Genomic DNA, 24,456 nt, shown 5'->3' on the forward strand with positions numbered 1-24,456 from the left:
TTCGGATTTGTGATCGGTTTATGATTTTAACGCGTTTAGGCGGTTTCGCCTGGCGAGAATTCAGGTTGCCACAGCACCTGAAGTTGAGAGAGGTCATCGCCGCCAATCAGCTGGCGCACCATGTCAGCAATTTGTTTGCCTACGCCCTGCCGGGTGGACTGAATCACCGCCGCTACGTCGGTCTCAACAATGCTGTCCTGCGGTAGGCCGTCATACACGATCAGCGCCACCGCGTGTTCACCGCTTAAACGCCCGGCTTGCGCCAGCGCCATGGCGGCCCCGTCACCGTGGGTGTTGCAATCGGTGATAATGGCGCTCGGCGGTTGTGCGAGCGCGAGCAGCGCTTGCGTGGCGTTATACCCTGCGCGACGAGATGGCGGCATAGCGCGCAGCCATTCGCTGGACAGTCCGGCTTCACACAGTGCATCGAGATAACCCTGTCGACGCTGGGTTATGAACGCCTGATTATTGCTTTCACCCAGCAGCGCAATACGCTGATGACCTTTTGCAATCAACCAGCGTGTGGCGTTATACGTCCCGGCGTAGTTGTCAAAATCAAACCAGGCGTAAGGCTGCGGCAACTGACTGCGACCCAGCGCCAGGAAAGGGAATCCCGCCGCCTGAAGCTGTTCAAGACGCGGATCGTGATCGAGCGTATGCGCCACAATCAACGCATCCACGCGCCGGCTTTGTACCATGCGCATATAGCTGTGTTTGTCGGCCAAATCGTCGTCCGCGATCAGCAGCAAATCGATCTCATGTCGCGCCAGTTCGTGGCTAATTTCGCCGACCATATCCATAAACACGCTGTTATTGAGCGGAACCGGATGCACCGGAAACACCAGCCCAACAGCGTCGATTTTGCCCATTTTCAGGCGACGGGCAAACGTATTCGGGCGATAGCCACGGCGCTGGGCTTCGGCTTCAACGCGCGCGCGCGTTTCGCTGGACACGTCATCATATCCGTTGAGGGCGCGACTGACGGTGGTAACGGACAGCCCCAGTTCTTTGGCAATGGCTTTAAGCGACATGATTTTCCGTGTCCTGCTGTTTAGTTTTGTTCCGCCACCATAAGCGCGTACGTATCTCGCTCAAGGGCTTTGAAGATATGCGGCTGGTCTGCGGGATAGCAAATATAGTCCCCTTCGCCCAGCTCTTCAGGCGCTTCCGTCAGGCCAACCAACGCCCGGCCTTGTGTCACAATAATGTGTTCCACTGACCCCGGCGGATGTGGCTGCGAAACGCGATCCGCGCCCGGCTGGGCCATCAGCATATACACATCGCGACGAGCGCCTGGCGGGCATGCGGCCAACAAAATCGCCTGATAATTTGCGTGCTCGGCGGTCACTTTTGTCCCTTCGCCACGACGAATTACCTGCGTGGTGGGCTGCTGCGGCTCCAGTAAACGGGCAAACGGAATGTCGAGTGCGACGCAAAGCGACCATAATGTTTCCAGGCTCGGATTGCCGTTGCCGGACTCTAGCTGAGAAAGCGTAGATTTCGCGATCCCGGCACGACGCGCGATTTCCGCCAGTGAAAGCCCGGTCCGGGTACGCTCTCGCACCAGACTTTTGGCGATAACGCTAATTGGCTGCGTCATAAAAAGGGCCTCTGTTCTATAAATCGAACGAATCGTTCATCTTGTAAAACAATATTGATGCGTTCATTATAATGGAAACTCGTTCGATATGGCTAAAATTGTATGAAGCATTATTTCTCCTGCCTGAAAGGCGACACGATAAAAGCAATCGTCCTGGTGTGCCTGGCCGTGGGCGTCGTTGGGGTGTCCTACGGTTCGCTGGCGATGGCGTATGGTTTCCCGATATGGGTGCCGTTTCTCCTTTCACTCACCGTGCTGGCAGGTGCATCGGAATTTATGTTTATCGGCATTGTCGCCAGCGGCGGAAATCCGCTTGCTGCAGCCGCCGCAGGGTTACTGGTTAATGCGCGCCATGTCCCGTTTGGTGTCACGGTGCGCGATCTGGTCGGCAAGCGCGGCGCGAGCTTTTTAGGCTGCCACATTATGAATGATGAAAGCGTGGTATTTGGTCTGTCGCAAAAGACGCCGGAGCAGCGCAAAGCAGCCTATTGGCTGTGCGGATTGGGCGTCGCCATCATCTGGCCGCTCGGCACGCTGCTGGGCGCAGGGGTGGGGAAATTATTGCCTGCGCCGGAGACCATCGGCCTGGACGCCGTTTTCCCGGCCATTTTATTGGCTTTGGTGGTGCCCGCGTTTAAGAATCGCACCACGCTTATCCGCGCCTGTAGCGGTGCGGCGCTGTCGCTGGCGGCGGTGCCGTTTGCACCCGTCGGTTTGCCGGTGTTGCTCTCGTTGCTGGGTCTCGCCGCGAGGAAGAAATAATGGGCAATATGACGGTTTTCATCCTCGGCATCGCCATTTTATCGGCGGGAACGTACCTGATGCGCCTCGGCGGCGCGAAGCTGGGGAATCGTTTAGCGCTTTCTGAGCGTTCTCAGGCGCTGCTATCCGATGCCGCAACGGTGCTGTTATTTTCCGTGGCGCTGGCAACCACCTTCTACGAAGGCGAACATTTTGCCGGAATGGCGCGGGTGACAGGTGTGGCGTTTGCGGTGTTTTTGGCGTGGCGGAAAATGCCGCTGATCGTGGTGATTTTTGCGGCGGCCATTGCCACTGCGCTACTGCGCCTGGCAGGCATAAACTAAAAAAGCGCCCCAGGGGCGCTCTTTCGACAGGTGATTCGCTTATTTAGTCAGTTCAGCGGTCATGTGAACCTGGTTACCGGTGAATGCCTGAGTAATTTTATAAGATGACGCGCCCGCTTCTTGTGCCTGAGCAGCAATTTTCGCTTCTGCACCGTCAATGGTGGTTGCGGTCGCGGTCACTGACTGAGCAGCAAATGAACCGAAAGAAGTAGCCAGTGCGATTACTGCAACAAAAGTTTTGATGTTTTTCATGATGTAAATCCTTCAGTAAGTTGTTTAGATAAGGCGTTATGCCTTGATGTGATAATAATAGGCCTCATCACCGACAACTAAAAGCGGAAGGATTTGCTCAGGTTATTCAAATTTACTGATCAATAATCAAGCGCTCAGGATGCGTATAAATCGTCACGCGTCCTGGTTTACAAAAGCCCACCAGCGTCAGATTGCAGCGCTGCGCTACCTCGACCGCCAGCGTCGTCGCCGCGGATACCGCGAACAGGATTTCAACGCCACACATCGCGGCTTTTTGCACCATCTCATAACTTGCCCGGCTGGACACCAGAACAGCACCCTGCTGCCACGCGTCACGTTCACCCGCACGACGGCCCAGCAGTTTATCGAGCGCGACGTGACGTCCTACATCTTCGTGTCCGCCTGCAATTTCACCCGACGGTAAAACCCAGGCGGCGGCATGCGTGCAGCCGCTCAGTTGACCAATGGGCTGAACATCGTTGAGATGCTCCAGAGCATGATCGAGCTGCCGGAGATTGAACGTCTGGGTGAACGGCAGCGGGGTAATGGGCTTGCCGATATCGTTGAGTTGCTCGACACCGCATACGCCGCAGCCCGTGCGACCAGCCAGCGCGCGGCGACGCTCTTTGAGCCCCATAAAGCGGCGGCTGGACAGCTCGATTTGTACTTCGAGACCGTTGCAGACGTTGACCACGTCCATGCCGTAGATTTCCTGAGGCTGCTCGATAATGCCTTCAGATAGCGAAAAGCCGATGGCGAACAGCTGGAGATCTTTAGGCGAAGCCATCATCACGACATGGGAAATTCCGTTGTAAACCAGCGCAACGGGCACTTCCTCCGCCAGAAAATCAGGGACGGAATGGGTAATGTGAGGGGGTCTGTGTACCGAATGTTCCACCACGCCCACAGGCAGTGTAGACAATTGGGCATCACGATTCTGTTTTGACACAACGGTATTCCTGAGCAACCACGTAGGTGAGACCTGCTATTGCATCATAAACCGCAGGCCTCGCGCATAGTATGGATCAACTTTTCGGCTCCCATACCCTTCAAGTTTACCTACTCCTTCTGGAGAGGCACAACGTTGACACCGATACAAAATCGTAACATCCCTTAAGTAAAATGTGATTAATATCACACTTTATAATCGTCATAGTGATAATACGCTCACTTTGTTTTAACACGGCGGGAACAGGCTTACCGACATTGTGGTATTCTCAACATATCCCTCGTGCAAATGGGGGAATAAATCAATTTTTCACCTTTGTGGTTCTTTCTCATCCATAAAGTAAAACAATAATGCCCCTAAATAACTCGCCTAACGGGTTAAACGCCCGCTGTCCGAGGAATGAAGGGTGGCAATGTCGAAACAAGGAGTGACCCATGCAGGTCAGCAGAAGGCAGTTCTTTAAGATCTGCGCTGGCGGTATGGCAGGCACGACGGTAGCCGCGCTGGGCTTTGCCCCAGGCGTCGCGCTCGCGGAAACACGGCAGTACAAACTGCTGCGCACCCGTGAAACCCGTAATACCTGCACTTACTGCTCTGTCGGTTGTGGGCTGTTAATGTATAGCCTCGGCGACGGCGCGAAAAACGCTAAAGCATCTATTTTCCATATCGAAGGTGACCCGGACCATCCGGTCAACCGTGGCGCGCTGTGCCCGAAAGGCGCAGGTCTGGTGGATTTCATCCACTCAGAAAGCCGCCTCAAATTCCCCGAGTACCGCGCGCCTGGATCTGATAAGTGGCAGCAAATCACCTGGGACGACGCATTTGACCGCATCGCTAAGCTGATGAAAGAAGATCGCGACGCCAACTTTATGCCGCAAAATGCGGACGGCGTAACGGTCAACCGCTGGCTCTCCACCGGGATGCTGTGTGCCTCGGCGTCCAGCAACGAAACCGGCTATTTAACGCAGAAATTCACGCGTGCACTCGGTATGCTCGCGGTCGACAACCAGGCGCGTGTCTGACACGGACCAACGGTAGCAAGTCTTGCTCCAACATTTGGTCGCGGTGCGATGACCAACCACTGGGTCGACATCAAAAACGCCAACCTCATCGTCGTGATGGGTGGGAACGCGGCAGAAGCGCATCCGGTGGGATTCCGCTGGGCGATGGAAGCCAAAATCCATAATGGCGCGAAACTGATTGTGATCGATCCCCGCTTCACGCGAACTGCGTCAGTGGCGGATTTCTACACCCCTATTCGATCGGGTACTGACATTACTTTCCTGTCGGGCGTTTTGCTGTATCTGCTCACCAACGAAAAATATAACCGTGAATACGCCGAAGCCTACACCAACGCCAGCCTGATCGTGCGTGAGGACTATGGCTTTGAAGATGGCCTGTTCAGCGGTTACGACGCCGAAAAACGCAAGTACGACAAAACCAGCTGGAACTACGAGCTGGACGAGAACGGCTTTGCGAAACGCGACACCACGCTGACGCATCCACGCTGTGTATGGAATCTGCTGAAAGAGCACGTTTCCCGTTACACGCCAGATGTGGTCGAAAACATCTGCGGCACGCCAAAAGCGGATTTCCTGAAAGTGTGCGAATACATTGCGGAAACCAGCGCCAAAGACAAAACGGCGTCGTTCCTGTATGCGCTCGGCTGGACGCAACACTCCGTCGGGGCACAGAACATCCGCACCATGGCGATGATTCAGCTGCTGCTCGGCAACATGGGGATGGCAGGCGGTGGCGTCAACGCCCTGCGCGGTCACTCCAATATTCAGGGGCTCACCGACCTTGGTCTGCTGTCACAAAGCCTGACGGGCTATATGACGCTGCCAAGCGAGAAGCAGACCGACCTCCAGACCTATCTGACTGCCAACACGCCGAAACCGCTGCTGGAAGGCCAGGTCAACTACTGGGGCAACTACCCGAAATTCTTCGTCTCAATGATGAAGGCCTTCTACGGCGACAAAGCGACGGCTGAGAACAGCTGGGGCTTTGACTGGTTGCCGAAGTGGGACAAAGGGTACGACGTGCTGCAGTACTTCGAGATGATGCACCAGGGCAAAGTGAACGGCTATCTGTGCCAGGGCTTTAACCCGGTCGCCTCGTTCCCGAACAAAAACAAGGTAGTGGAATCACTGTCCAAGCTGAAATTCCTGGTCACCATTGATCCGCTCAATACCGAGACCGCGACTTTCTGGCAGAATCACGGTGAATCGAACGACGTAGATCCGTCGAAGATTCAGACCGAAGTGTTCCGTCTGCCATCGACCTGCTTCGCCGAAGAGAACGGTTCGATCGTCAACTCCGGCCGCTGGCTACAGTGGCACTGGAAAGGCGCGGACGCCCCGGGCATCGCCATGAACGACGGCGAGATCCTGGCCGGTATCTTCATGCGCCTGCGTAAGATGTATGCGACCGAAGGCGGCGCCAATCCGGAACCGGTTCTGAACATGACCTGGAACTATTCGACGCCAGAAAATCCAGCGCCAGAAGAAGTGGCGATGGAGAGCAACGGTAAAGCATTGGCGGATATTATCGATCCGGCCACCGGCACCGTGCTGGCGAAGAAAGGTGAACAGCTGAGCACCTTTGCGCACCTGCGCGATGACGGCTCGACCTCCAGCGGTTGCTGGATCTTCGCCGGTAGCTGGACGCCGAAAGGCAACCAGATGGCTAACCGCGATAACGCCGATCCGTCAGGTCTTGGCAATACGCTGGGCTGGGCGTGGGCGTGGCCGCTGAACCGTCGAATTTTGTATAACCGCGCATCCGCCGATCCGCAGGGCAATCCGTGGGACCCGAAACGCCAACTCCTGAAATGGGACGGCGCGAAATGGGGTGGCGTCGATATTCCGGACTACAGCGCCGCCGCACCGGGCAGCGACGTGGGACCGTTTATCATGCAGCCTGAAGGGATGGGCCGCCTGTTTGCTATCGATAAGATGGCGGAAGGACCGTTCCCGGAACACTACGAGCCGTTTGAGACGCCGCTGGGCACTAACCCGCTGCACCCAAATGTTATCTCTAACCCGGCCGCCCGTATCTTTAAAGGCGATCTGGAAGCGCTGGGTAAAAAAGATAAATTCCCGTATGTCGGCACCACTTACCGCCTGACCGAGCACTTCCACTACTGGACCAAGCACGCGCTGCTTAATGCCATCGCGCAGCCAGAACAGTTTGTGGAGATCGGTGAGAAGCTGGCGAATAAGCTCGGCATCGCGCACGGCGACACGGTGAAAGTCTCGTCTAACCGTGGCTATATCAAAGCCAAGGCGGTGGTGACTAAACGTATTCGCACGCTGAATGTTCACGGCCAGCAGGTGGATACCATTGGTATTCCGATTCACTGGGGTTACGAAGGTGTGGCGAAGAAAGGCTTTATTGCCAACACCCTGACGCCGTTTGTCGGTGATGCAAATACGCAGACGCCGGAGTTTAAGGCTTTCCTCGTGAATGTGGAAAAGGTGTAAGGAAGACGACTTATGGCTTATCAATCGCAAGACATTATTCGTCGTTCCGCGACTAACGGTTTCACGCCCGCGCCTCAGGCGCGGGACCACCAGCAGGAAGTGGCGAAGCTTATTGACGTCACCACCTGTATCGGCTGTAAGGCCTGTCAGGTGGCGTGTTCCGAGTGGAACGATATCCGTGACGAAGTGGGACATAACGTCGGGGTGTACGATAACCCCGCCGATTTGACCGCGAAATCCTGGACGGTGATGCGTTTTTCGGAAGTGGAACAGAACGACAAACTGGAATGGCTGATCCGCAAAGACGGCTGTATGCACTGTGCCGATCCGGGCTGCCTGAAGGCGTGTCCGTCGGAAGGGGCTATCATTCAGTATGCCAACGGCATCGTCGATTTTCAGTCCGAGCAGTGCATTGGCTGCGGCTATTGCATCGCAGGCTGTCCGTTCGACGTCCCGCGCATGAACCCGGAAGACAACCGCGTCTACAAATGTACGCTGTGCGTTGACCGCGTGAATGTCGGCCAGGAGCCGGCCTGCGTGAAAACCTGTCCGACGGGCGCTATCCACTTTGGCTCAAAAGAGGATATGAAAACGCTGGCGGGCGAGCGCGTCTCCGAGCTGAAAACCCGTGGATATGACAACGCAGGTCTGTACGATCCGGCGGGTGTTGGCGGGACGCACGTGATGTATGTACTGCACCACGCCGACAAGCCGAATCTGTATCACGGCCTGCCGGAGAACCCGGAGATCAGCGCGACCGTGAAGTTCTGGAAAGGTATCTGGAAACCGCTGGCCGCCGTTGGCTTTGCGGCGACGTTTGCCGCCAGTATCTTCCACTACGTCGGTGTCGGTCCTAACCGTGCGGATGATGAAGAAGACAATCTTCATGAGGAAAAAGACACGCCTCGTGACGATCGTGAGGAGGAGCGCAAATGAGGAAACGTGACACCATCGTGCGCTACACCGCGCCCGAACGTATCAACCACTGGGTCACCGCTTTCTGCTTCATGCTGGCGGCGATAAGCGGGCTGGGATTTTTCTTCCCATCCTTCAACTGGCTGATGCAAATCATGGGCACCCCGCAGCTGGCGCGAATTCTGCACCCGTTTGTCGGCGTGATTATGTTTGCGTCCTTCATCATCATGTTTTTCCGTTACTGGCACCATAACCTAATCAATCGGGATGATATCTTTTGGGCGAAGAATATTCGTAAGATCGTCGTCAACGAGGAAGTGGGTGACACCGGGCGTTATAACTTCGGCCAGAAATGCGTATTCTGGGCGGCGATTATTTTCCTGGTTCTGCTGCTGGTGAGCGGTGTGATCATCTGGCGTCCGTACTTTGCGCCTGCTTTCTCAATCCCGGTGATCCGATTTGCGCTGATGCTGCATTCATTTGCCGCAGTAGCGTTAATTGTGGTTATCATGGTGCATATTTACGCGGCCCTTTGGGTCAAAGGCACCATTACCGCGATGGTGGAAGGATGGGTTACCAGTGCCTGGGCGAAGAAACATCACCCGCGCTGGTACCGAGAAGTTCGAAAGACAACGGAAAAGAAAACTGAATGAGTATTCGCATAATCCCGCAAGATGAGCTGGGTTCGAGCGAGAAACGCACGGCGGATTACATTCCGCCGTTGTTATTCCCCAGACTCAAGAACCTCTACAACCGCCGCGCAGAGCGTCTGCGCGAGCTGGCAGAGAACAATCCGCTTGGCGATTTCTTACGCTTCGCCGCGCTGATCGCCCATGCGCAGGAAGTGGTGCTGTACGATCACCCGCTGCAAATCGACCTGACCGCGCGCATCAAAGAAGCGAACGATCAGGGCAAGCCGCCGCTGGATATCCACGTTTTACCGCGCGATAAGCACTGGCACACGCTGCTGCACTCCCTGATTGCTGAGCTGAAGCCCGAGATGAGCGGCCCAGCGCTGGCAGTTATCGAGAATCTGGAAAAAGCCTCTGAGCTTGAACTGGAAGAGATGGCGAGCGCGCTGTTTGCTGCGGATTTCGCGCTAGTCAGCAGTGATAAAGCACCGTTTATTTGGGCTGCGCTGTCGCTCTACTGGGCGCAAATGGCCAGCCTGATTCCGGGCAAAGCGCGCGCGGAGTATGGCGAAGCCCGCCAGTTCTGCCCGGTCTGCGGCTCAATGCCGGTCACCAGCATGGTGCAAATCGGCACGACGCAAGGCCTGCGCTATCTGCACTGCAACCTGTGTGAAACCGAGTGGCACGTGGTGCGCATTAAATGCAGCAACTGCGAGCAGACCCGCGATCTGAACTACTGGTCGCTGGAAAACGAAAACGCGGCCGTTAAAGCGGAAAGTTGCGGTGATTGCGGGACGTATCTGAAGATTCTTTATCAGGAAAAAGACCCGAAAGTGGAAGCCGTCGCGGACGATCTCGCCACGCTGGTACTGGACGCGCATATGGAGCAAGAGGGCTTTGCCCGCAGCTCTATCAACCCGTTCCTGTTCCCGGGTGAAGGGGAGTAGTCTCCTGTCAAAAGCCGGGCGGCGTAAAGTCGCCCGGCCTACAAATTGTAGGGCGTGACCACATCAGGGATGTTACCGAAATCCTTGGTATTACGCGTAACCAGTTCAAGACGATGAATTTGTGCAGTAGCCAGAATAATGGCATCCGGGAGCTTCATTCGATACTCCTGCCGGAGATCAACACTCCGCTCAGCAACCTCTTGTGAAACACCAAGGACGTTAAACGCACTTAAGGCAATCCGGGTACGATGCTCCTGATGGTATTTTTTTGCTCCCACCATGACTTCCATCCAGGTGATGATGCTAATCGCATTTTGCGGCGGCCAACTCTCTAATGCGTGCTTTGCCTCTGCCCTTCCACTGAACAAGTCGATGAGAATATTGGTGTCAAAAAGAGCAGACCCTTTCGCCATTACCACTCCTCACGAAGCTTGCGCTGATAATCAACACCCTCTTCCTCACAGCCATGCCACAGGCCAAGGGCATCTGAGATCGTGCTTTCAGCCTGATCGTGTCTTTCAAGATATTGCTCAACGGCTTCCCGCAACAATTCAGCGCGAGGGACGTTCCGGTGCACCTTGAGGTCGTCCAGCCGTTTTATCACCTCGTCTGATAGATCGAGTAGAATTCTGCCCATGTCCCTTCCCGCCATCATGCTCATATATACCTCCAGTATATCATGCGTGGTGAATTAACCAGCAAAATACACCTGGTATTAGAAAGGCTAAAGAAGATTATGATAGCGAGAATGATTTCTGCGAGCCGCTTTCCAGAACAGCCACTAGACGTGCAGAACGACACGGCAAAGGAATCTTTTAAACGGGCCCGAAAGACGAATCGATCAGGCCATTACGACAGTCTTACTCTTCCTCGTTGCCGCCCTCTTCAAAGGCACCATACGGTTTCGCAGGCAGGACGATATAGGTTCCCTCGAACACAGCGCCCGACGTCTCGTCGCCAAACAGCTCTACCTGCATCTGCACGCGGGCTTTACGTCCACGCGCCAGACGGTCCAGATCGCCGCTCAGGCAGCCTAAATCGGCAATAGCGCTCGGTTTACCGCTGATGGGTCTGCTGTAACGAATATGCGCATCGGCAAGAATAATGGTCCCGCCAAGGTGACGTTCGCGCAGCATCAGCCAGATCAGCCCCCAGCCCGTCAGTGTCGCCAGCGAGAACAGACTCCCGGCGAACAGCGTATGGTGCGGATTTTGATTGCCGATTTCCGGCATGGTGGTAATGAATTTCTGGCCGGTATATTGCTGGATGCGTACGCCCATTTTCTCGCTGAGCGGAATGTGCTGATACCAGGCCTGCTGAAGCTGACCGCACCAGTCGCCGCGATGCAGAATATCATCGAGTGAAGCGATCGGTTTAATCATCAGGAAGTGGCGAATCGGCGTGGTTTGCGGCGCGGTAATTTCGCCTTCGTTGACGAATCCCAGCTTGGAGAAAAACTCGACCGCATCTTCGCGGGCACTGCAGGTGACGCGCTTTACGCCCTCCTGACGGGCCACGGACTCCAGCGTCATCGCCATCAGGGTGCCCAGACCTTTGTCCTGTACGGAGGGATGCACCGCCATAAAGCGGATGGAGGCTTCATAGTCGGCGTTGATGTATAAGCGGCCGACCGCAACCAGATTCCCCTCTTCGTCCACCACCATCTGATGGTGCGCCATCGCATCCCAGGCATCACGCTCTGAGCCTTTCGGCTGATGCAACGGTTTGCGCAGCATTTCCCAACGGAAATGGTAGTAAACCTCTAACTCTTCTTCTGTTTGCGGTACGCGTAGATGATACATAGCGGTACTCTCTCTTGTTACCCGCGGCCAGGCCGCCAGCTGGCTCATACCTGCAGCCAGAAGGTGACGGGGCCATCGTTCACCAGCGAAACCTGCATATCTGCAGCGAAACGTCCGGTTTGCGTATTCATTTCCTGTTGGCGACAACGCTCAACAAAGTATTCGTACAACGCCTCTGCACGATCGGGCGCGGCGCCTTTTGAAAATCCAGGGCGCATGCCGCGATCGGTATCGGCCGCCAGCGTAAATTGAGACACCACCAGCACGCTGCCACCGGCCTGCTGGACGTTGAGATTCATCTTGCCGTCTGCATCGCTGAAAATGCGATAGCCGAGCACTCGCTCGCACAAGCGGTTGGCTTTTTGCTCGTCATCATCCTTTTCGACACCTAACAACACCAAAAGTCCTGGGCCAATTTCACCCGTCACCTCGTCCTCCACGGTGACGCTGGCACGGGTTACGCGCTGAATCAATGCAATCATGGTTGGTCTGCTTCTTCTTGTTCTGCGGCTAATTTGAGTTTGCGGTATTCCCCGAGAGTGACAGTTATTTCCGCCCCAAGCAAGACGATGCACCAGGTCCAGTAGACCCAGACGAATAGGATCGGCACGACGGCCAGCACGCCATAAATCAGCTGATAGGAAGGGAACGTGGTGATGTAAAGCGCGAAGCCTTTTTTGCCCAGCTCAAATAAAATCGCGGCGACAAGCGCGCCCGCCATGGCATCGCGATTAGGCACGCGCGTGGTCGGCACTACGCTGTACAGTAGCCAAAAAGCGAGCCACGACAGGATTAACGGAAAGAGCCGAAGCACGTTATCGATCACCGTGTTCAGCTCGCTGGCCCAGCGCAGCGACAGCAGATAAGAACTGATGGCCAGACTTGCCCCAGCCAGCAGTGGCCCGAGCGTGAGGATCATCCAGTAGACGGCAAAAGAGTACACTTTTGGCCGCACTTTTTTGCTGCGCCAGATGGTATTGAGCGCGCTATCGATGGCATACATCAGCAGCAGCGCCGTGACGATCAGCCCACAGGCACCGACTGCCGTCATCTTGTTGGAGTTAGCGACAAACTGTTCGATATAGCGCTGAATAACGTCGCCCGTAGCGGGCATAAAGTTAGCGAAGACAAAGTGTCGCAGCTGGACGCTGACTTCCGAAAACATCGGAAATGCAGCGAACAGCGCAAAAATCACCGCCACCAGCGGCACCAATGAGAGCAGTGACACATACGCGAGGTTGCCCGCCAGCGTGGTCATGTTGTCCTCATCAATGCGCTGCCAGAGCAGTTTTACCCATGCCCGAAACGGACGGGTGTGATGTGCGGCTTTTTGATGAACGTTTTTTAACATACCTGCTTCGCAAAATAGTTCGGTATCGTCTCTTTTCCTGTCACCAGAATTGAGGTGATACCCAACTGGTTAGCTCCCTCTATATTATCGGCGTTGTCGTCAAAAAAGACCGCATCGGCGGCGGAGAAACCTTCGGCCTGCAAGACGGCCTGATAAATTCGCGCTTCCGGCTTACGCATGCCCATCTCCTGAGAAAGGTAAATTTTATCGGCTGCTGCGCGGATCTCCGGATATTCCTCCGGCCAGAACGTGGTGTGAAGACGGTTAGTATTGGACAGGACCACCACGCGATGTCCCTGCTCACGCAGTTTGTGCATGATGTCGACAACGTCCGGACGTATCGCCACAAAGACCGCCTGCCAGCCGTGGGAAAATTGTTCGTAGCTCAGCGGCAAATCCATTTCATGGCACATCGCTTCTGCGAAGGCCTCATCGCTGATTTCACCGCGCTCATGCTGATGAAACGCCTCGCCCATGGCGAAGTTCTGCTTGAGCGTCGCCAGCGGGACACGGCTGAAATCGCTCCACGCCCCCAGCACCCGATTGAAATCGATATCAACGATGACATTTCCTAAGTCAAAGATATAAAGCATGTTTATCCCCTTCGCTCCGTGGAGAAATAACTGTAGCGGGAAAGATAAGCTTTGGCTATGCGCCAGATTCAGCTTAGAGAAAGAGAGCAAAAAACCCGGTGCGGTGTGGACCGGGTCTGCCTGTCAGGGAGATTAGCCTGCCTGCTGTTCTTCGCTGGAGCTGACTTCGACCAGCTCAACATGGCTGTTTCTGAGAAGGGATTGCAATGCGGTGCCGGGAAGCTCATCGGTAAACAAGGCGGTCGCCTGGGCGACGTTACCGATCTCAACGGCGGCGGAGGCCTGATATTTTGTATGATCGGCCGCCAGTAAAACATGCCGGGCGTGGGCGATCATCGTTTTTACGACGCTGGCTTCATTGACGTCAAACTCCATCATTGCTCCGTCGGGTTCAATGGCTCCGACGCTGGTCACCAGGTAATCTGCCCGAAAACCTGAGACAAAAGCCGTGGCGGCAGGGCCAATAATGCCGCCGTTATGCGCACGCAACGTTCCGCCCGGCACCATCACTTCAAAACGCGGATTTTTATAGAGAATATGCGCCACCCGCAGACTGTTGGTGATAATGCGCAGATGGTTGTGATTCAGCAGGGCGCGCGCCACATGTTCCACCGTGGTACCAATGGTGATGAAAATCGTCGAACCATCCGGGATGTAATCAGCAATGGCTTCGGCGATTGCCCGTTTCTCCTCCGTCAGAGAGACTTCACGCTGTTCAAACGCCGTATTCACCACACTCGACGCACGCCCCGCGCCGCCGTGATGGCGCGTAATCAATCCTTGCTCGCTGAGCTTGCGAATATCACGCCGCACCGTTTGCGTTGAGACATCCAGCAGTTGCGCCAGTTCATCAATGTTCATGTAGCCACGATCGGCGATCAATGTGAGCAGTTGATCGTGCCGTGGATTACCGGTCATTTCGGTAAGGCTCATGGGCTGTCCTCTGAAAACCATCACGCCCCGCATTTTATACAAAAAGTGACAAGAAAGAGCGGGTTTGATCACAGTCGGGGATTCCCGCCCGTCCGCCGGGGCGGGTACATTTTAATGCCGCGACGGCGCTGGCAAAGCGCACCGCTTCCTGTGCGGGCTGATTCTGCGCCAGTCCCACCGCCAGTGCACCGTGAAAAACATCCCCTGCTCCAGTGGTATCCACGACGTCGATCTGAAAAGCCGGCAGATGGCTCAGTGCCCCCTTTTCAAGCCAATAACAACCGTCTTTGCCCTGCGTGACGTACACATGTCCATTTGTGAGCGTTTGTGCTTTTTTCAGGGCGCTTTCAGCCTCGGCGATTTGCGTCATACGCTGCAGGCCCGGGGCGGAAAAGGCGGCGTGATCGCTTAAGGCCACCAGTTCGGCGATATCCTGCGGGGTGATATCCGCATCCAGAACCGTTGTAACCCCTTGCTGACGAGCCAGGGTTAAGGCCTGTTTTGCGCCGTCATGCCAGCGTACGTCTGCCAGCACCACATCCCACTGAGAAAAGTCGATATCCTGCAACCAGTCCGCTTCCTCCGGGAGATCGGGGCTCGGGTAGTTGGCAATAATCCGTTCGCCGCTGGCATCGACCAGCACCGCCGATTGCGAAGAGCGCGCGCCCTTAAAAATCCGGGTAAAGCGCGTATTTACTCCCAGGGACTCCAGCTCCGCGAGGAGCCGACTGCCGGTATCGTCATCGCCCACCCGCCCAATAAAGTCCACGTCGGCCCCCAGTTTCGCCGCAGCCACCGCCGCAGTGGCCGCCGGACCACCGCCCACTTCCGTGTAATTGTTTGCCACATATTTGCCTCCCTCTTTGGGTAAATCAGCGAGATACCAGATGCGATCCAGCACGGTGATGCCAACACAAGCGATTCGAGCCATGGTGATTCCTTCCCTCAATTGGATGTGACCATTTTAATTTCATCAAATGTTTAAAAAGTGACCCATGTCTATTTTTTGACTATAAATTACAAATACGATCAAAAACAGACACCACAAACGCTCACGAATAGACAAACTGTGACAATAACGTATTAGCAGGAGAGAGGCATGTCAGTGATTGCATTTATTGGTCTGGGACAAATGGGCGCGCCGATGGCGAGCAATCTGCTCAAACAGGGTCATCAGCTTCACGTTTATGACGTTAACCCGCAGGCGGTTCAGGTGCTGGTCGAAAAAGGTGCGGCGTCTGCCGCAACGCCCGCCGATGCCGCCAGAGGGGCGGAATTTATCATCACGATGCTGCCAAACGGCGATCTGGTCCGTGCCGTGTTATTCGGTGAGAACGGGGTTTGCGACGGCTTATCCCGTGATGCACTGGTCATTGATATGTCGACCATTCATCCGCTGCAAACCGACAAACTCATCGCTGAGATGGTCGAGCGTGGTTTTAGCATGATGGACGCGCCTGTTGGCCGGACGTCCGATCATGCAATCGCCGGAACGCTGCTGCTACTGGCAGGCGGTACGTCGCAGCAGGTTGAGCGCGCCACCCCGGTGCTGATGGCGATGGGAAACGAGTTAATCGAGGCAGGCGGCCCGGGGATGGGCATCCGCGTGAAGCTTATCAATAACTACATGAGTATTGCCCTGAACGCGTTGTCCGCCGAGGCCGCCGTGCTGTGCGAAGCATTGGGTCTCTCCTTCGATGTGGCCCTTAAGGTCATGAGCGGCACGCCGGCGGGCAAAGGGCATTTCACCACCTCGTGGCCCAACAAAGTGCTGAAAGGCGATCTTTCGCCAGCGTTCATGATCGACCTCGCGCATAAAGATCTGGGCATCGCGCTGGACGTGGCTAATCAGCTGCACGTTCCCATGCCGCTCGGCGCAGCCTCTCGTGAAGTTTATAACCAGGCGCGTGCCGCCGGGCGCGGTCGCGAAGACTGGACCGCCATTCTTGAACAGGTTCGCGCATCTGCCGGGCTGAACAACCAACACTGATGAAGAAAAGGACTATTGCATGACGACGTACACCCTGAAAGATATCACCCGACCTTCCGGCGGTTTTTCCATGCTGGCGGTCGATCAGCGTGAAGCGATGCGCCTGATGTTTGCCGCTGCGGGTGTGCCTGCGCCGGTGACCGATCGGCATTTAACCGATTTCAAAGTGAACGCGGCAAAGATTCTGTCACCCTATGCCTCGGCGATTCTGGTCGATCAGCAATTCTGCTACCACCAGATCGTGGAACAAAACGCGATAGCAAAAAGCTGCGCCATGATTGTCGCCGCAGACGAATTTATTCCGGGCAATGGTATTCCGGTCGACAGCGTGGTGATTGATAAAGGTGTGGATGCACAAGCGGTAAAACGCGATGGCGGCAAAGCGCTCAAGCTGCTGGTGCTGTGGCGCAGTGACGAAGATCCCGCGCAACGCCTGGAGATGGTGCGTAATTTTAACCAGCTTTGCCATGCGAATGGCTTGCTCAGCATTATCGAACCCGTTGTGCGCCCACCGCGTCGGGGTGATGTTTTTGACCGCGAGCAGGCCATTATCGAAGCGGCAAAAGAGCTGGGTGACAGCGGGGCAGATCTCTACAAAGTCGAGATGCCGCTTTACGGTAAAGGCACACAGCAAGCCCTGCTGAACTCCTCGCAAAAGCTGAATGAGCAGATCAACATGCCGTGGGTGATTCTCTCGTCCGGTGTCGATGAGAAGCTGTTCCCGCGCGCGGTGAGCGTGGCAATGCAGGCAGGGGCGTCTGGCTTCCTCGCCGGACGAGCCGTGTGGTCTTCCGTAGTGGGTCTGCCGGATACCGAGCTGATGCTGCGCGATATTTCTGTGCCGAAACTGCAGCGATTGGGCGAAATCGTCGACGAAATGATGGCTCGCCGCTAGAAAAGGACATGAACATGAAATGGTTTAACACTCTCAGCCACAACCGCTGGCTGGAACAAGAGACCGATCGCATTCTGGATTTTGGTAAAAACGCCGCCGTCCCGACCGGTTTTGGCTGGCTGGGCAATAACGGTCAGGTGCGAAGCGATATGGGCACGCATCTGTGGATCACCGCCCGCATGCTGCACGTCTATGCGGTCGCCGCCGGAATGGGCCGCCCCGGCGCGTATGCGCTGGTCGATCATGGCATTAAAACCCTGAACGGCGCGCTGCGCGACCAGCAGTACGGCGGCTGGTACGCCTGCGTGAATGACGAAGGTGTGGTCGATGCCTCCAAACAGGGTTATCAGCACTTCTTCGTCCTGCTGGGGGCCGCCAGTGCGGTCACCACCGGTCACCCTGAGGCGCGCCCGCTGCTTGATGAGGCCATCGCCGTTATCGAGAAATACTTCTGGAGCGAACAGGAACAAATGTGCCTGGAATCCTGGGACGAAGCCTTCAGCAAAACCGAAGATTACCGCGGCGGTAACGCCAATATGCACGCGGTCGAAGCGTTTCTCATCGTCTATGACGTTACGCACGATCGTAAATGGCTCGATCGTGCCCTGCGCATTGCGTCAGTGATTATTCACGACGTCGCCCGTAAGGGTGAGTACCGCGTGAATGAGCATTTCGACACCCACTGGAACCCGATCCGCGATTACAACAAGGATAACCCCGCGCACCGTTTTCGTGCCTATGGCGGGACGCCGGGCCACTGGATCGAGTGGGGCCGTCTGATGCTGCATCTGCGCGCCGCGCTGGAAGCACGCTTTGAAACCCCACCGGAATGGCTGCTGGAAGATGCAAAAGGCTTATTCCACGCCACGATCCGTGACGCCTGGGCACCTGATGGCGCCGACGGGTTTGTCTATTCCGTAGGCTGGGACGGTAAACCGATTGTGCGTGAACGCGTGCGCTGGCCGATTGTTGAGGCCATGGGTACGGCCTATGCACTCTATACCGTCACCGGCGATCCGCAGTACGAAGCCTGGTATCAGAAATGGTGGGATTACTGCATCAAGTACCTGATGGATTACGAAAACGGCTCATGGTGGCAGGAACTGGACACCAACAATGAAGTGACGACCAAAGTCTGGGATGGCAAACAGGATATCTACCATCTGTTGCACTGTCTGGTGATCCCTCGCCTGCCGCTGGCACCGGGGCTTGCGCCTGCGGTCGCCGCCGGGCTACTCGACAGCCAGGCCAAATAACAATACTCCCGAAACGATGGAGATCGTATGACTACCCTACATGATGTCAACCTGACCACGCTCGACAATGGCTTTACGTTACGCTGGCAAAACCGGCTAATTTTGGCCCATACCGATGAAGCGCCCTGCCTGTGGATCGGCACCGGTATGGCGGATATCGAGATGTTTCGCGGTAATTTCAGCATCAAAGATAAGCTGAATGAAAAAATCGCACTGACAGAGGCGACCGTCACCCACCAGCAAAACGGCTGGGCGATTCGCTTTACCCGTGGCGATACGGTGAGTGCCACGCTGCTTGTCGAGGCAGACGATCAGGGCCGACTTGAAATTAAACTCAAAAACGATGCCGCCAGCCATAACCGCATCTGGCTGCGGCTGGCGGCAGAGCCTGAAGATCACATCTACGGCTGTGGCGAACAGTTCTCGTATTTCGATTTGCGTGGCAAACCCTTCCCGCTGTGGACCAGCGAACAGGGCGTGGGGCGTAACAAACAGACGTATGTCACCTGGCAGGCTGACTGTAAAGAGAATGCGGGCGGCGATTATTACTGGACCTTCTTCCCGCAGCCAACCTTTGTCAGCACGCAAAAGTATTACTGCCACGTTGATAACAGCTGCTATATGAATTTTGATTTTAGCGCGCCCGACTTCCACGAACTGGCCTTCTGGGAAGATAACGCCACGCTGCGCTTCGAATGTGCAGAAACGTATATCGATCTGCTGGAAAAATTAACGGGGCTGCTGGGCCGTCAGCCTGAACTGCCAGACTGGGTTTACGATGGCGTGACGCTGGGGATTCAGGGCGGAACCGACGTTTGCCAGCAAAAGCTGGACACCCTGCGCAACGGTGGCGTCAAGGTTAATGGGATCTGGGCGCAGGACTGGTCCGGCATCCGCATGACCTCTTTCGGCAAGCGCGTGATGTGGAACTGGAAGTGGAACAGTGAGCTTTATCCGCAGCTGGATGAGCGTATTGCGCAGTGGAAGCGCGAAGGGGTGCAGTACCTTTCGTATATCAACCCGTACGTCGCCAGCGACCGTGACTTGTGCGAAGAGGCCTCTAAACGCGGGTATCTCACCAAAGACACTGACGGGAAGGATTACCACGTTGAGTTTGGTGAGTTTTATGCCGGCGTTATTGATCTGACCAATCCGGAGGCTTACGCCTGGTACAAAGAGGTCATCAAAAAGAATTTAATAGAACTCGGGTGCGGTGGCTGGATGGCCGACTTCGGTGAGTATCTGCCGACCGACACCTTCCTGCACAACGGCGTCAGCGCTGAGATCATGCATAACGCCTGGCCTGCACTGTGGGCAAAATGTAACTACGAGGCGCTGGAAGAGACCGGCAAGCTCGGGGAGATCCTGTTCTTTATGCGGGCAGGTTACACCGGCAGCCAGAAACACTCCCTGATGATGTGGGCAGGCGATCAGAACGTGGACTGGAGCCTGGACGATGGTCTGGCCTCGGTGATCCCGGCGGCGCTGTCGCTGGCGATGACCGGACACGGCCTGCACCATAGCGACATTGGCGGTTACACCACGCTCTTTGAGATGAAGCGCAGTAAAGAGCTGCTGTTGCGCTGGTGCGATTTCAGCGCCTTTACTCCCATGATGCGCACCCACGAAGGCAATCGCCCCGGTGATAACTGGCAGTTTGACAGCGATGCTGAAACCATCGCCCATTTTGCCCGTATGACCACCGTCTTCACGACCCTCAAACCTTACATCAAAGACGCTGTAGCCCAGAACGCCAAATCTGGCCTGCCGGTGATGCGCCCGCTCTTCCTGCATTACGAGGATGACGCCCATACCTACACGCTGAAATATCAGTATCTGTTTGGCCGCGATCTGCTGGTTGCGCCGGTGTATGAAGAGGGCCGCAGCGACTGGACGCTGTATCTGCCGCAGGACAACTGGGTCAATGCCTGGACCGGAGAGCGCTATCAGGGAGGCGAAGTGACCGTTGCCGCGCCTCTTGGCCAACCCCCGGTCTTCTGGCGCGAGCAAAGTGAATGGGCCGATCTGTTTGGCCGCTTACGTCAACTCTGATAAGGCTCGCCCGCAGGGAAACCTGCGGGCAGACGGAGAATAATAATGAGTCAACATGCATCCGATCCGGCAACCCTACGACTGCCGTTTAAAGAAAAACTCGCCTACGGAATGGGCGATTTAGGGTCCAATATTCTGTTAGATATCGGCACCTTGTACCTGCTGAAGTTTTACACCGACGTGCTGGGGTTACCGGGCACGTATGGCGGGATTATCTTTTTGATTGCCAAATTCTTTACCGCCTTCACCGATATGGGCACCGGTATCATGCTCGACTCGCGGCGCAAAATCGGGCCAAAAGGCAAGTTCCGCCCGTTCGTGCTTTATGCGGCGTTTCCGGTGACGCTATTAGCTATCGCCAACTTTGTCGGTACGCCGTTTGAGGTGACCGGCAAGACGGTGATGGCCACGGTGTTGTTCATGCTGTATGGCTTGTTCTTCAGCATGATGAACTGTTCCTACGGCGCCATGGTGCCCGCGATCACCAAAAACCCTGACGAGCGCGCCTCGCTTGCTGCATGGCGACAGGGCGGCGCGACGCTGGGTCTGTTGCTCTGTACCGTGGGGTTTGTTCCGGTGATGAACCTGATCGAGGGGAACGACCAGCTCGGGTATATCTTTGCCGCTACCCTCTTCTCGCTGTTCGGGCTGTTCTTTATGTGGTGGTGCTACCGCGGCGTGAAAGAACGTTACGTGGAGGCACAGCCGGCGCACCCGACGCATAAACCGGGGCTGTTACAGTCGTTTCGGGCGATTGCGGGTAACCGACCGCTGTTTATTTTGTGCATCGCCAACCTTTGTACCCTGGGCGCGTTCAACGTCAAACTCGCCATTCAGGTCTACTACACCCAATACGTCCTTAACGATCCGATTTTGCTGTCCTATATGGGCTTTTTCAGCATGGGCTGCATTTTCATTGGGGTCTTTTTGATGCCCGGTGCCGTGCGTCGCTTCGGTAAGAAAAAAGTCTATATCAGCGGATTGCTGATCTGGGTGGCAGGCGATCTTCTTAACTACTTCTTTGGCGGCGGTTCGGTCAGCTTTGTTGCGTTCTCGTGCCTGGCTTTCTTCGGTTCTGCGTTTGTGAACAGCCTGAACTGGGCGCTGGTGTCCGACACGGTCGAGTACGGCGAATGGCGTACCGGTGTGCGTTCGGAAGGGACGGTCTATACCGGCTTTACCTTCTTTCGCAAGGTGTCGCAGGCGCTGGCGGGCTTCTTCCCCGGCATTATGCTGACGCAAATCGGCTATATACCGAATGTGGTGCAGTCGGCAGGTACGGTTGAAGGGTTGCGGCAGCTAATCTTCATCTACCCCAGCCTCCTCGCGGTGATCACCATCGTGGCGATGGGCTGTTTCTATAATCTCAACGAAAAGATGTATGTACGCATCGTTGAAGAGATAGAACAGCGTAAACGTCCGGCCTGAATGAACTGTCTTAGCGCTCTCACGGGCGCTACGAGGATCGACTATGAATCACACTCCTGATCCGTTAACCCTGAAACTGAGCCTGCGAGAGAAGTGCGCCTATGGGATGGGCGATTTTGGCTCTAACCTGATGCTGTGTATTGGCACGCTGTATCTGCTGAAGTTTTATACCGATGAGCTGGGTCTGCCTGCCTTCTATGGCGGCATTATTTTTCTGGTCGCCAAGTTCTTCACCGCGTTCACCGATATGCTGACCGGCGTGCTGCTGGATTCACGGCGTCACATTGGCGCGCGGGGCAAGTTCAGGCCTTTTATTCTCTATGCTTCCGTTCCCGTCGCGCTGGCGGCGACGGCGCAGTTTGTGGCGAATGATTTTAACCTGACGGTGAAAACCGCCCTCGCGACCGTTCTGTTTATGCTGTTCGGGTTGTTCTACAGCCTGATGAACTGTTCTTATGGGGCGATGGTTCCGGCGATCACCAAAAACCCGAACGAGCGGGCGCAGCTGGCCGCGTGGCGTCAGGGGGGTGCCACAGTGGGCTTGCTGCTGTGCACGGTGGGCTTTATGCCTGTCCAGGCACTCTTTGTCAGCCAACCGTCGCTGGGCTACCTCGTTGCGGCTCTGCTGTTTGTGACCTGCGGGCTGTTCTGCATGTGGTGGTGCTACAGCGGGGTGAAGGAACGCTATGTCGAGGTTTCGCCCGTTCATCACAAACCCAGCATTTTAAAATCCTTCTGCGCCATCTTTCGCAATCCCCCACTGCTGGTGTTATGCATCGCCAATCTCTGCACGCTGGCGGCGTTTAACATCAAGCTCGCCATCCAGGTCTATTACACCCAGTACGTGCTGAACGATATCCATCTGCTGTCGTGGATGGGATTTTTCAGCATGGGCTGCATTCTGGTAGGCGTTTTCCTCGTGCCCGGCGCGGTAAAGCGTTTTGGTAAGAAACAGGTTTATTTGGGTGGGCTGGCGCTGTGGGCCGTGGGCGACGTGCTGAATTTCTTCTGGGGGAGCAGTTCCACCACGTTTGTGCTCTTCTCCTGTATGGCCTTTTTCGGCACCGCCTTTGTCAACAGCCTGAACTGGGCGCTGGTGCCCGACACCGTGGACTATGGCGAGTGGAAAACCGGGATTCGCGCCGAAGGGTCGGTGTATACCGGGTATACCTTTTCACGCAAGATTTCCGCCGCGCTTGCCGGTTTCCTGCCGGGCATCATGCTCACGCAGATTGGCTATGTTCCGCATGCCGTACAAAGCGCGGGCACGCTACTGGGGTTACGTCAGCTGATCTTTCTCTGGCCCTGCGGGCTAGCCATTATTGCGGCCATCACCATGGGACTTTTTTATAAACTCAATGAAGCGCGCTTCGCTCTTATTATTAAGGAGATAAGCAAACGGAAGAAAAAAATGGGCGACGTAACGCCCTTGAATAACGAGAATAAAGCCTCACCCGTCACTTTATAACAATAAACCCAGCCGGTATTCCCTTCCTGTTCATCAGGAGGGGCGGCCTTTCTGTACCTGACACATGGAAGAATTATGAAAAAAATAGCGACAGTACTCCTCGTTTCGTCTGTGTCTGGCTCTGCTTTTGCGGGGGCCTATGTCGAAACACGTGAAGCCTACAACACTGCCTCTGAACGCCATGAGGTGATCCTGCGAGCCGGTTATAATTTTGATATGGGCGCGGGTCTGATGTTCACGAACGCCTATGACGTGGGGAAATGGGATGAAATTAAGCACAGCTATAACGAAATCGAAGGATGGTATCCCTTATTTAAACCGACGGCTAAACTCACTTTTCAGCCCGGCGGGTTAATCAACGACAGCAAAGATGGATCGGGAGGTGCCCTTTATCTGGATACCAATTATAAATTTACTGACGCGTTTAATCTGACGTTTCGTTATCGCTATAACCATAATAATTATGATACGCCTGACTTTAACGGCGAGATGGATAAAAACGATACCCATGAGTTTGCCAATTACTGGAATTTCAAATTAACCGATTCGTTGTTCTATACCTTTGAGCCGCATTATTTCCAGCGGGTGAATGATTACCACAGTAAAAACGGTAAGGATCATCACTGGGAAATTACCAACAAGTTTAGCTATAAAATCGACCGGAACTGGATGCCGTATCTGGAACTTCAGTGGCTGGACAGATGGAATGATTACAACCGCGAGCAGTACCGCATTCGCCTGGGGATGCGGTATTCGTTCTAATAAAAAAGCCGCTGATTTCAGCGGCTTTTTACGTTCCGGGCGAGGCTTACGCCCACCCGGT

Annotated in this window: 25 protein-coding genes; 13 read left to right on the plus strand and 12 right to left on the minus strand. The window is 55.3% G+C overall.

What is annotated here, in order from left to right:
• Nucleotides 1-35: 35 nt before the first annotated feature.
• Complete coding sequence (locus I6L74_RS08165) at nucleotides 36-1,031, minus strand: LacI family DNA-binding transcriptional regulator (protein ID WP_059180566.1); 996 nt, start codon at nucleotides 1,029-1,031, stop codon at nucleotides 36-38.
• 20 nt (nucleotides 1,032-1,051) lie between these two features.
• Nucleotides 1,052-1,600: a helix-turn-helix domain-containing protein gene (locus I6L74_RS08170; protein WP_059180565.1), complete on the minus strand. Its 549-nt coding sequence runs from the start codon at nucleotides 1,598-1,600 to the stop codon at nucleotides 1,052-1,054.
• Nucleotides 1,601-1,702: 102 nt separating this feature from the next.
• Between I6L74_RS08170 and I6L74_RS08175 the strand changes: the two genes are divergently transcribed.
• Together I6L74_RS08175 and I6L74_RS08180 are read left to right on the plus strand one after the other, a co-directional pair.
• Nucleotides 1,703-2,362, plus strand: coding sequence for an AzlC family ABC transporter permease (locus I6L74_RS08175; RefSeq protein WP_059180564.1), 660 nt, complete (start codon nucleotides 1,703-1,705; stop codon nucleotides 2,360-2,362).
• On the plus strand, nucleotides 2,362-2,685 hold the full coding sequence (locus I6L74_RS08180) for an AzlD domain-containing protein (protein ID WP_059180563.1): 324 nt from the start codon (nucleotides 2,362-2,364) through the stop codon (nucleotides 2,683-2,685). Before I6L74_RS08175 ends, I6L74_RS08180 begins: the two co-directional genes overlap by 1 nt.
• A gap of 39 nt (nucleotides 2,686-2,724) precedes the next feature.
• On the opposite strand, the gene I6L74_RS08185 is transcribed toward I6L74_RS08180, so the two are convergent.
• Nucleotides 2,725-2,937 (minus strand): YdgH/BhsA/McbA family protein, encoded by a 213-nt coding sequence (locus tag I6L74_RS08185; protein ID WP_015961041.1) that lies wholly within the window; start codon nucleotides 2,935-2,937, stop codon nucleotides 2,725-2,727.
• 112 nt (nucleotides 2,938-3,049) lie between these two features.
• The gene (gene fdhD, locus I6L74_RS08190; protein ID WP_059180562.1) at nucleotides 3,050-3,886 is read right to left on the minus strand and encodes a formate dehydrogenase accessory sulfurtransferase FdhD; all 837 of its coding nucleotides are present in this window, start codon (nucleotides 3,884-3,886) and stop codon (nucleotides 3,050-3,052) included.
• A gap of 434 nt (nucleotides 3,887-4,320) precedes the next feature.
• Between fdhD and fdnG the strand changes: the two genes are divergently transcribed.
• From fdnG to fdhE, 4 genes are read left to right on the plus strand one after another with little or no spacing between them, the layout of a single operon-like run.
• Nucleotides 4,321-7,371, plus strand: coding sequence for a formate dehydrogenase-N subunit alpha (gene fdnG, locus I6L74_RS08195; protein ID WP_138108107.1), 3,051 nt, complete (start codon nucleotides 4,321-4,323; stop codon nucleotides 7,369-7,371).
• A gap of 12 nt (nucleotides 7,372-7,383) precedes the next feature.
• On the plus strand, nucleotides 7,384-8,307 hold the full coding sequence (gene fdxH, locus I6L74_RS08200; RefSeq protein ID WP_015961045.1) for a formate dehydrogenase subunit beta: 924 nt from the start codon (nucleotides 7,384-7,386) through the stop codon (nucleotides 8,305-8,307).
• Entirely contained in the window at nucleotides 8,304-8,939 is a 636-nt protein-coding gene (gene fdoI, locus I6L74_RS08205; protein WP_059180560.1) for a formate dehydrogenase cytochrome b556 subunit, read from the plus strand. The genes fdxH and fdoI overlap by 4 nt, the downstream gene beginning before the upstream one ends.
• Nucleotides 8,936-9,865, plus strand: a complete 930-nt coding sequence (fdhE, locus tag I6L74_RS08210) for a formate dehydrogenase accessory protein FdhE (RefSeq protein WP_059180559.1) — start codon at nucleotides 8,936-8,938, stop codon at nucleotides 9,863-9,865. Before fdoI ends, fdhE begins: the two co-directional genes overlap by 4 nt.
• 38 nt (nucleotides 9,866-9,903) lie before the next feature.
• On the opposite strand, the gene I6L74_RS08215 is transcribed toward fdhE, so the two are convergent.
• The 8 genes from I6L74_RS08215 to I6L74_RS08250 form a co-directional block, all read right to left on the minus strand.
• Nucleotides 9,904-10,278 carry a type II toxin-antitoxin system VapC family toxin gene (locus I6L74_RS08215; RefSeq protein ID WP_059180558.1) on the minus strand — a complete coding sequence of 125 codons (375 nt, stop codon included), beginning with the start codon at nucleotides 10,276-10,278 and terminating at the stop codon, nucleotides 9,904-9,906.
• On the minus strand, nucleotides 10,278-10,520 hold the full coding sequence (locus I6L74_RS08220; protein WP_164841605.1) for a ribbon-helix-helix domain-containing protein: 243 nt from the start codon (nucleotides 10,518-10,520) through the stop codon (nucleotides 10,278-10,280). Before I6L74_RS08220 ends, I6L74_RS08215 begins: the two co-directional genes overlap by 1 nt.
• 205 nt (nucleotides 10,521-10,725) lie before the next feature.
• Nucleotides 10,726-11,667 (minus strand): fatty acid biosynthesis protein FabY, encoded by a 942-nt coding sequence (gene fabY / locus I6L74_RS08225; RefSeq protein WP_041689564.1) that lies wholly within the window; start codon nucleotides 11,665-11,667, stop codon nucleotides 10,726-10,728.
• Nucleotides 11,668-11,711: 44 nt separating this feature from the next.
• A complete protein-coding gene (gene dtd, locus I6L74_RS08230) occupies nucleotides 11,712-12,149 on the minus strand; it encodes a D-aminoacyl-tRNA deacylase (RefSeq protein ID WP_059180556.1) in 438 nt (145 codons plus the stop codon).
• Nucleotides 12,146-13,018: a virulence factor BrkB family protein gene (locus I6L74_RS08235; RefSeq protein WP_059180555.1), complete on the minus strand. Its 873-nt coding sequence runs from the start codon at nucleotides 13,016-13,018 to the stop codon at nucleotides 12,146-12,148. The genes dtd and I6L74_RS08235 overlap by 4 nt, the downstream gene beginning before the upstream one ends.
• Nucleotides 13,012-13,611 carry a glucose-1-phosphatase gene (yihX, locus tag I6L74_RS08240; protein ID WP_015961052.1) on the minus strand — a complete coding sequence of 200 codons (600 nt, stop codon included), beginning with the start codon at nucleotides 13,609-13,611 and terminating at the stop codon, nucleotides 13,012-13,014. Before yihX ends, I6L74_RS08235 begins: the two co-directional genes overlap by 7 nt.
• Before the next feature lie 132 nt (nucleotides 13,612-13,743).
• Nucleotides 13,744-14,544 (minus strand): DeoR/GlpR family DNA-binding transcription regulator, encoded by an 801-nt coding sequence (locus I6L74_RS08245; RefSeq protein ID WP_059180554.1) that lies wholly within the window; start codon nucleotides 14,542-14,544, stop codon nucleotides 13,744-13,746.
• A 34-nt stretch (nucleotides 14,545-14,578) separates the two neighbouring features.
• Nucleotides 14,579-15,475: a sugar kinase gene (locus tag I6L74_RS08250; protein ID WP_059180553.1), complete on the minus strand. Its 897-nt coding sequence runs from the start codon at nucleotides 15,473-15,475 to the stop codon at nucleotides 14,579-14,581.
• Between the two features lie 168 nt (nucleotides 15,476-15,643).
• On the opposite strand from I6L74_RS08250, the gene yihU reads away from it, so the two are divergent.
• The 7 genes from yihU (at nucleotide 15,644) to ompL (ending at nucleotide 24,395) form a co-directional block, all read left to right on the plus strand.
• Complete coding sequence (yihU, locus tag I6L74_RS08255) at nucleotides 15,644-16,534, plus strand: sulfolactaldehyde 3-reductase (protein WP_059180552.1); 891 nt, start codon at nucleotides 15,644-15,646, stop codon at nucleotides 16,532-16,534.
• A 19-nt stretch (nucleotides 16,535-16,553) separates the two neighbouring features.
• Nucleotides 16,554-17,429: a sulfofructosephosphate aldolase gene (gene yihT, locus I6L74_RS08260; RefSeq protein WP_059180551.1), complete on the plus strand. Its 876-nt coding sequence runs from the start codon at nucleotides 16,554-16,556 to the stop codon at nucleotides 17,427-17,429.
• 14 nt (nucleotides 17,430-17,443) lie between these two features.
• Nucleotides 17,444-18,685, plus strand: coding sequence for a sulfoquinovose isomerase (yihS, locus tag I6L74_RS08265; RefSeq protein ID WP_059180550.1), 1,242 nt, complete (start codon nucleotides 17,444-17,446; stop codon nucleotides 18,683-18,685).
• A gap of 27 nt (nucleotides 18,686-18,712) precedes the next feature.
• Complete coding sequence (locus I6L74_RS08270; protein WP_059180549.1) at nucleotides 18,713-20,737, plus strand: alpha-glucosidase; 2,025 nt, start codon at nucleotides 18,713-18,715, stop codon at nucleotides 20,735-20,737.
• 45 nt (nucleotides 20,738-20,782) lie between these two features.
• Complete coding sequence (locus I6L74_RS08275) at nucleotides 20,783-22,165, plus strand: MFS transporter (RefSeq protein WP_059180548.1); 1,383 nt, start codon at nucleotides 20,783-20,785, stop codon at nucleotides 22,163-22,165.
• Nucleotides 22,166-22,208: 43 nt separating this feature from the next.
• On the plus strand, nucleotides 22,209-23,633 hold the full coding sequence (locus I6L74_RS08280; RefSeq protein WP_059180547.1) for an MFS transporter: 1,425 nt from the start codon (nucleotides 22,209-22,211) through the stop codon (nucleotides 23,631-23,633).
• A 75-nt stretch (nucleotides 23,634-23,708) separates the two neighbouring features.
• On the plus strand, nucleotides 23,709-24,395 hold the full coding sequence (gene ompL, locus I6L74_RS08285) for a porin OmpL (RefSeq protein WP_059180546.1): 687 nt from the start codon (nucleotides 23,709-23,711) through the stop codon (nucleotides 24,393-24,395).
• The last annotated feature ends 61 nt before the right edge of the window (nucleotides 24,396-24,456 follow it).

It is taken from the genome of Lelliottia amnigena (genome assembly GCF_019047465.1).
GTDB lineage: Bacteria > Pseudomonadota > Gammaproteobacteria > Enterobacterales > Enterobacteriaceae > Enterobacter > Enterobacter amnigenus.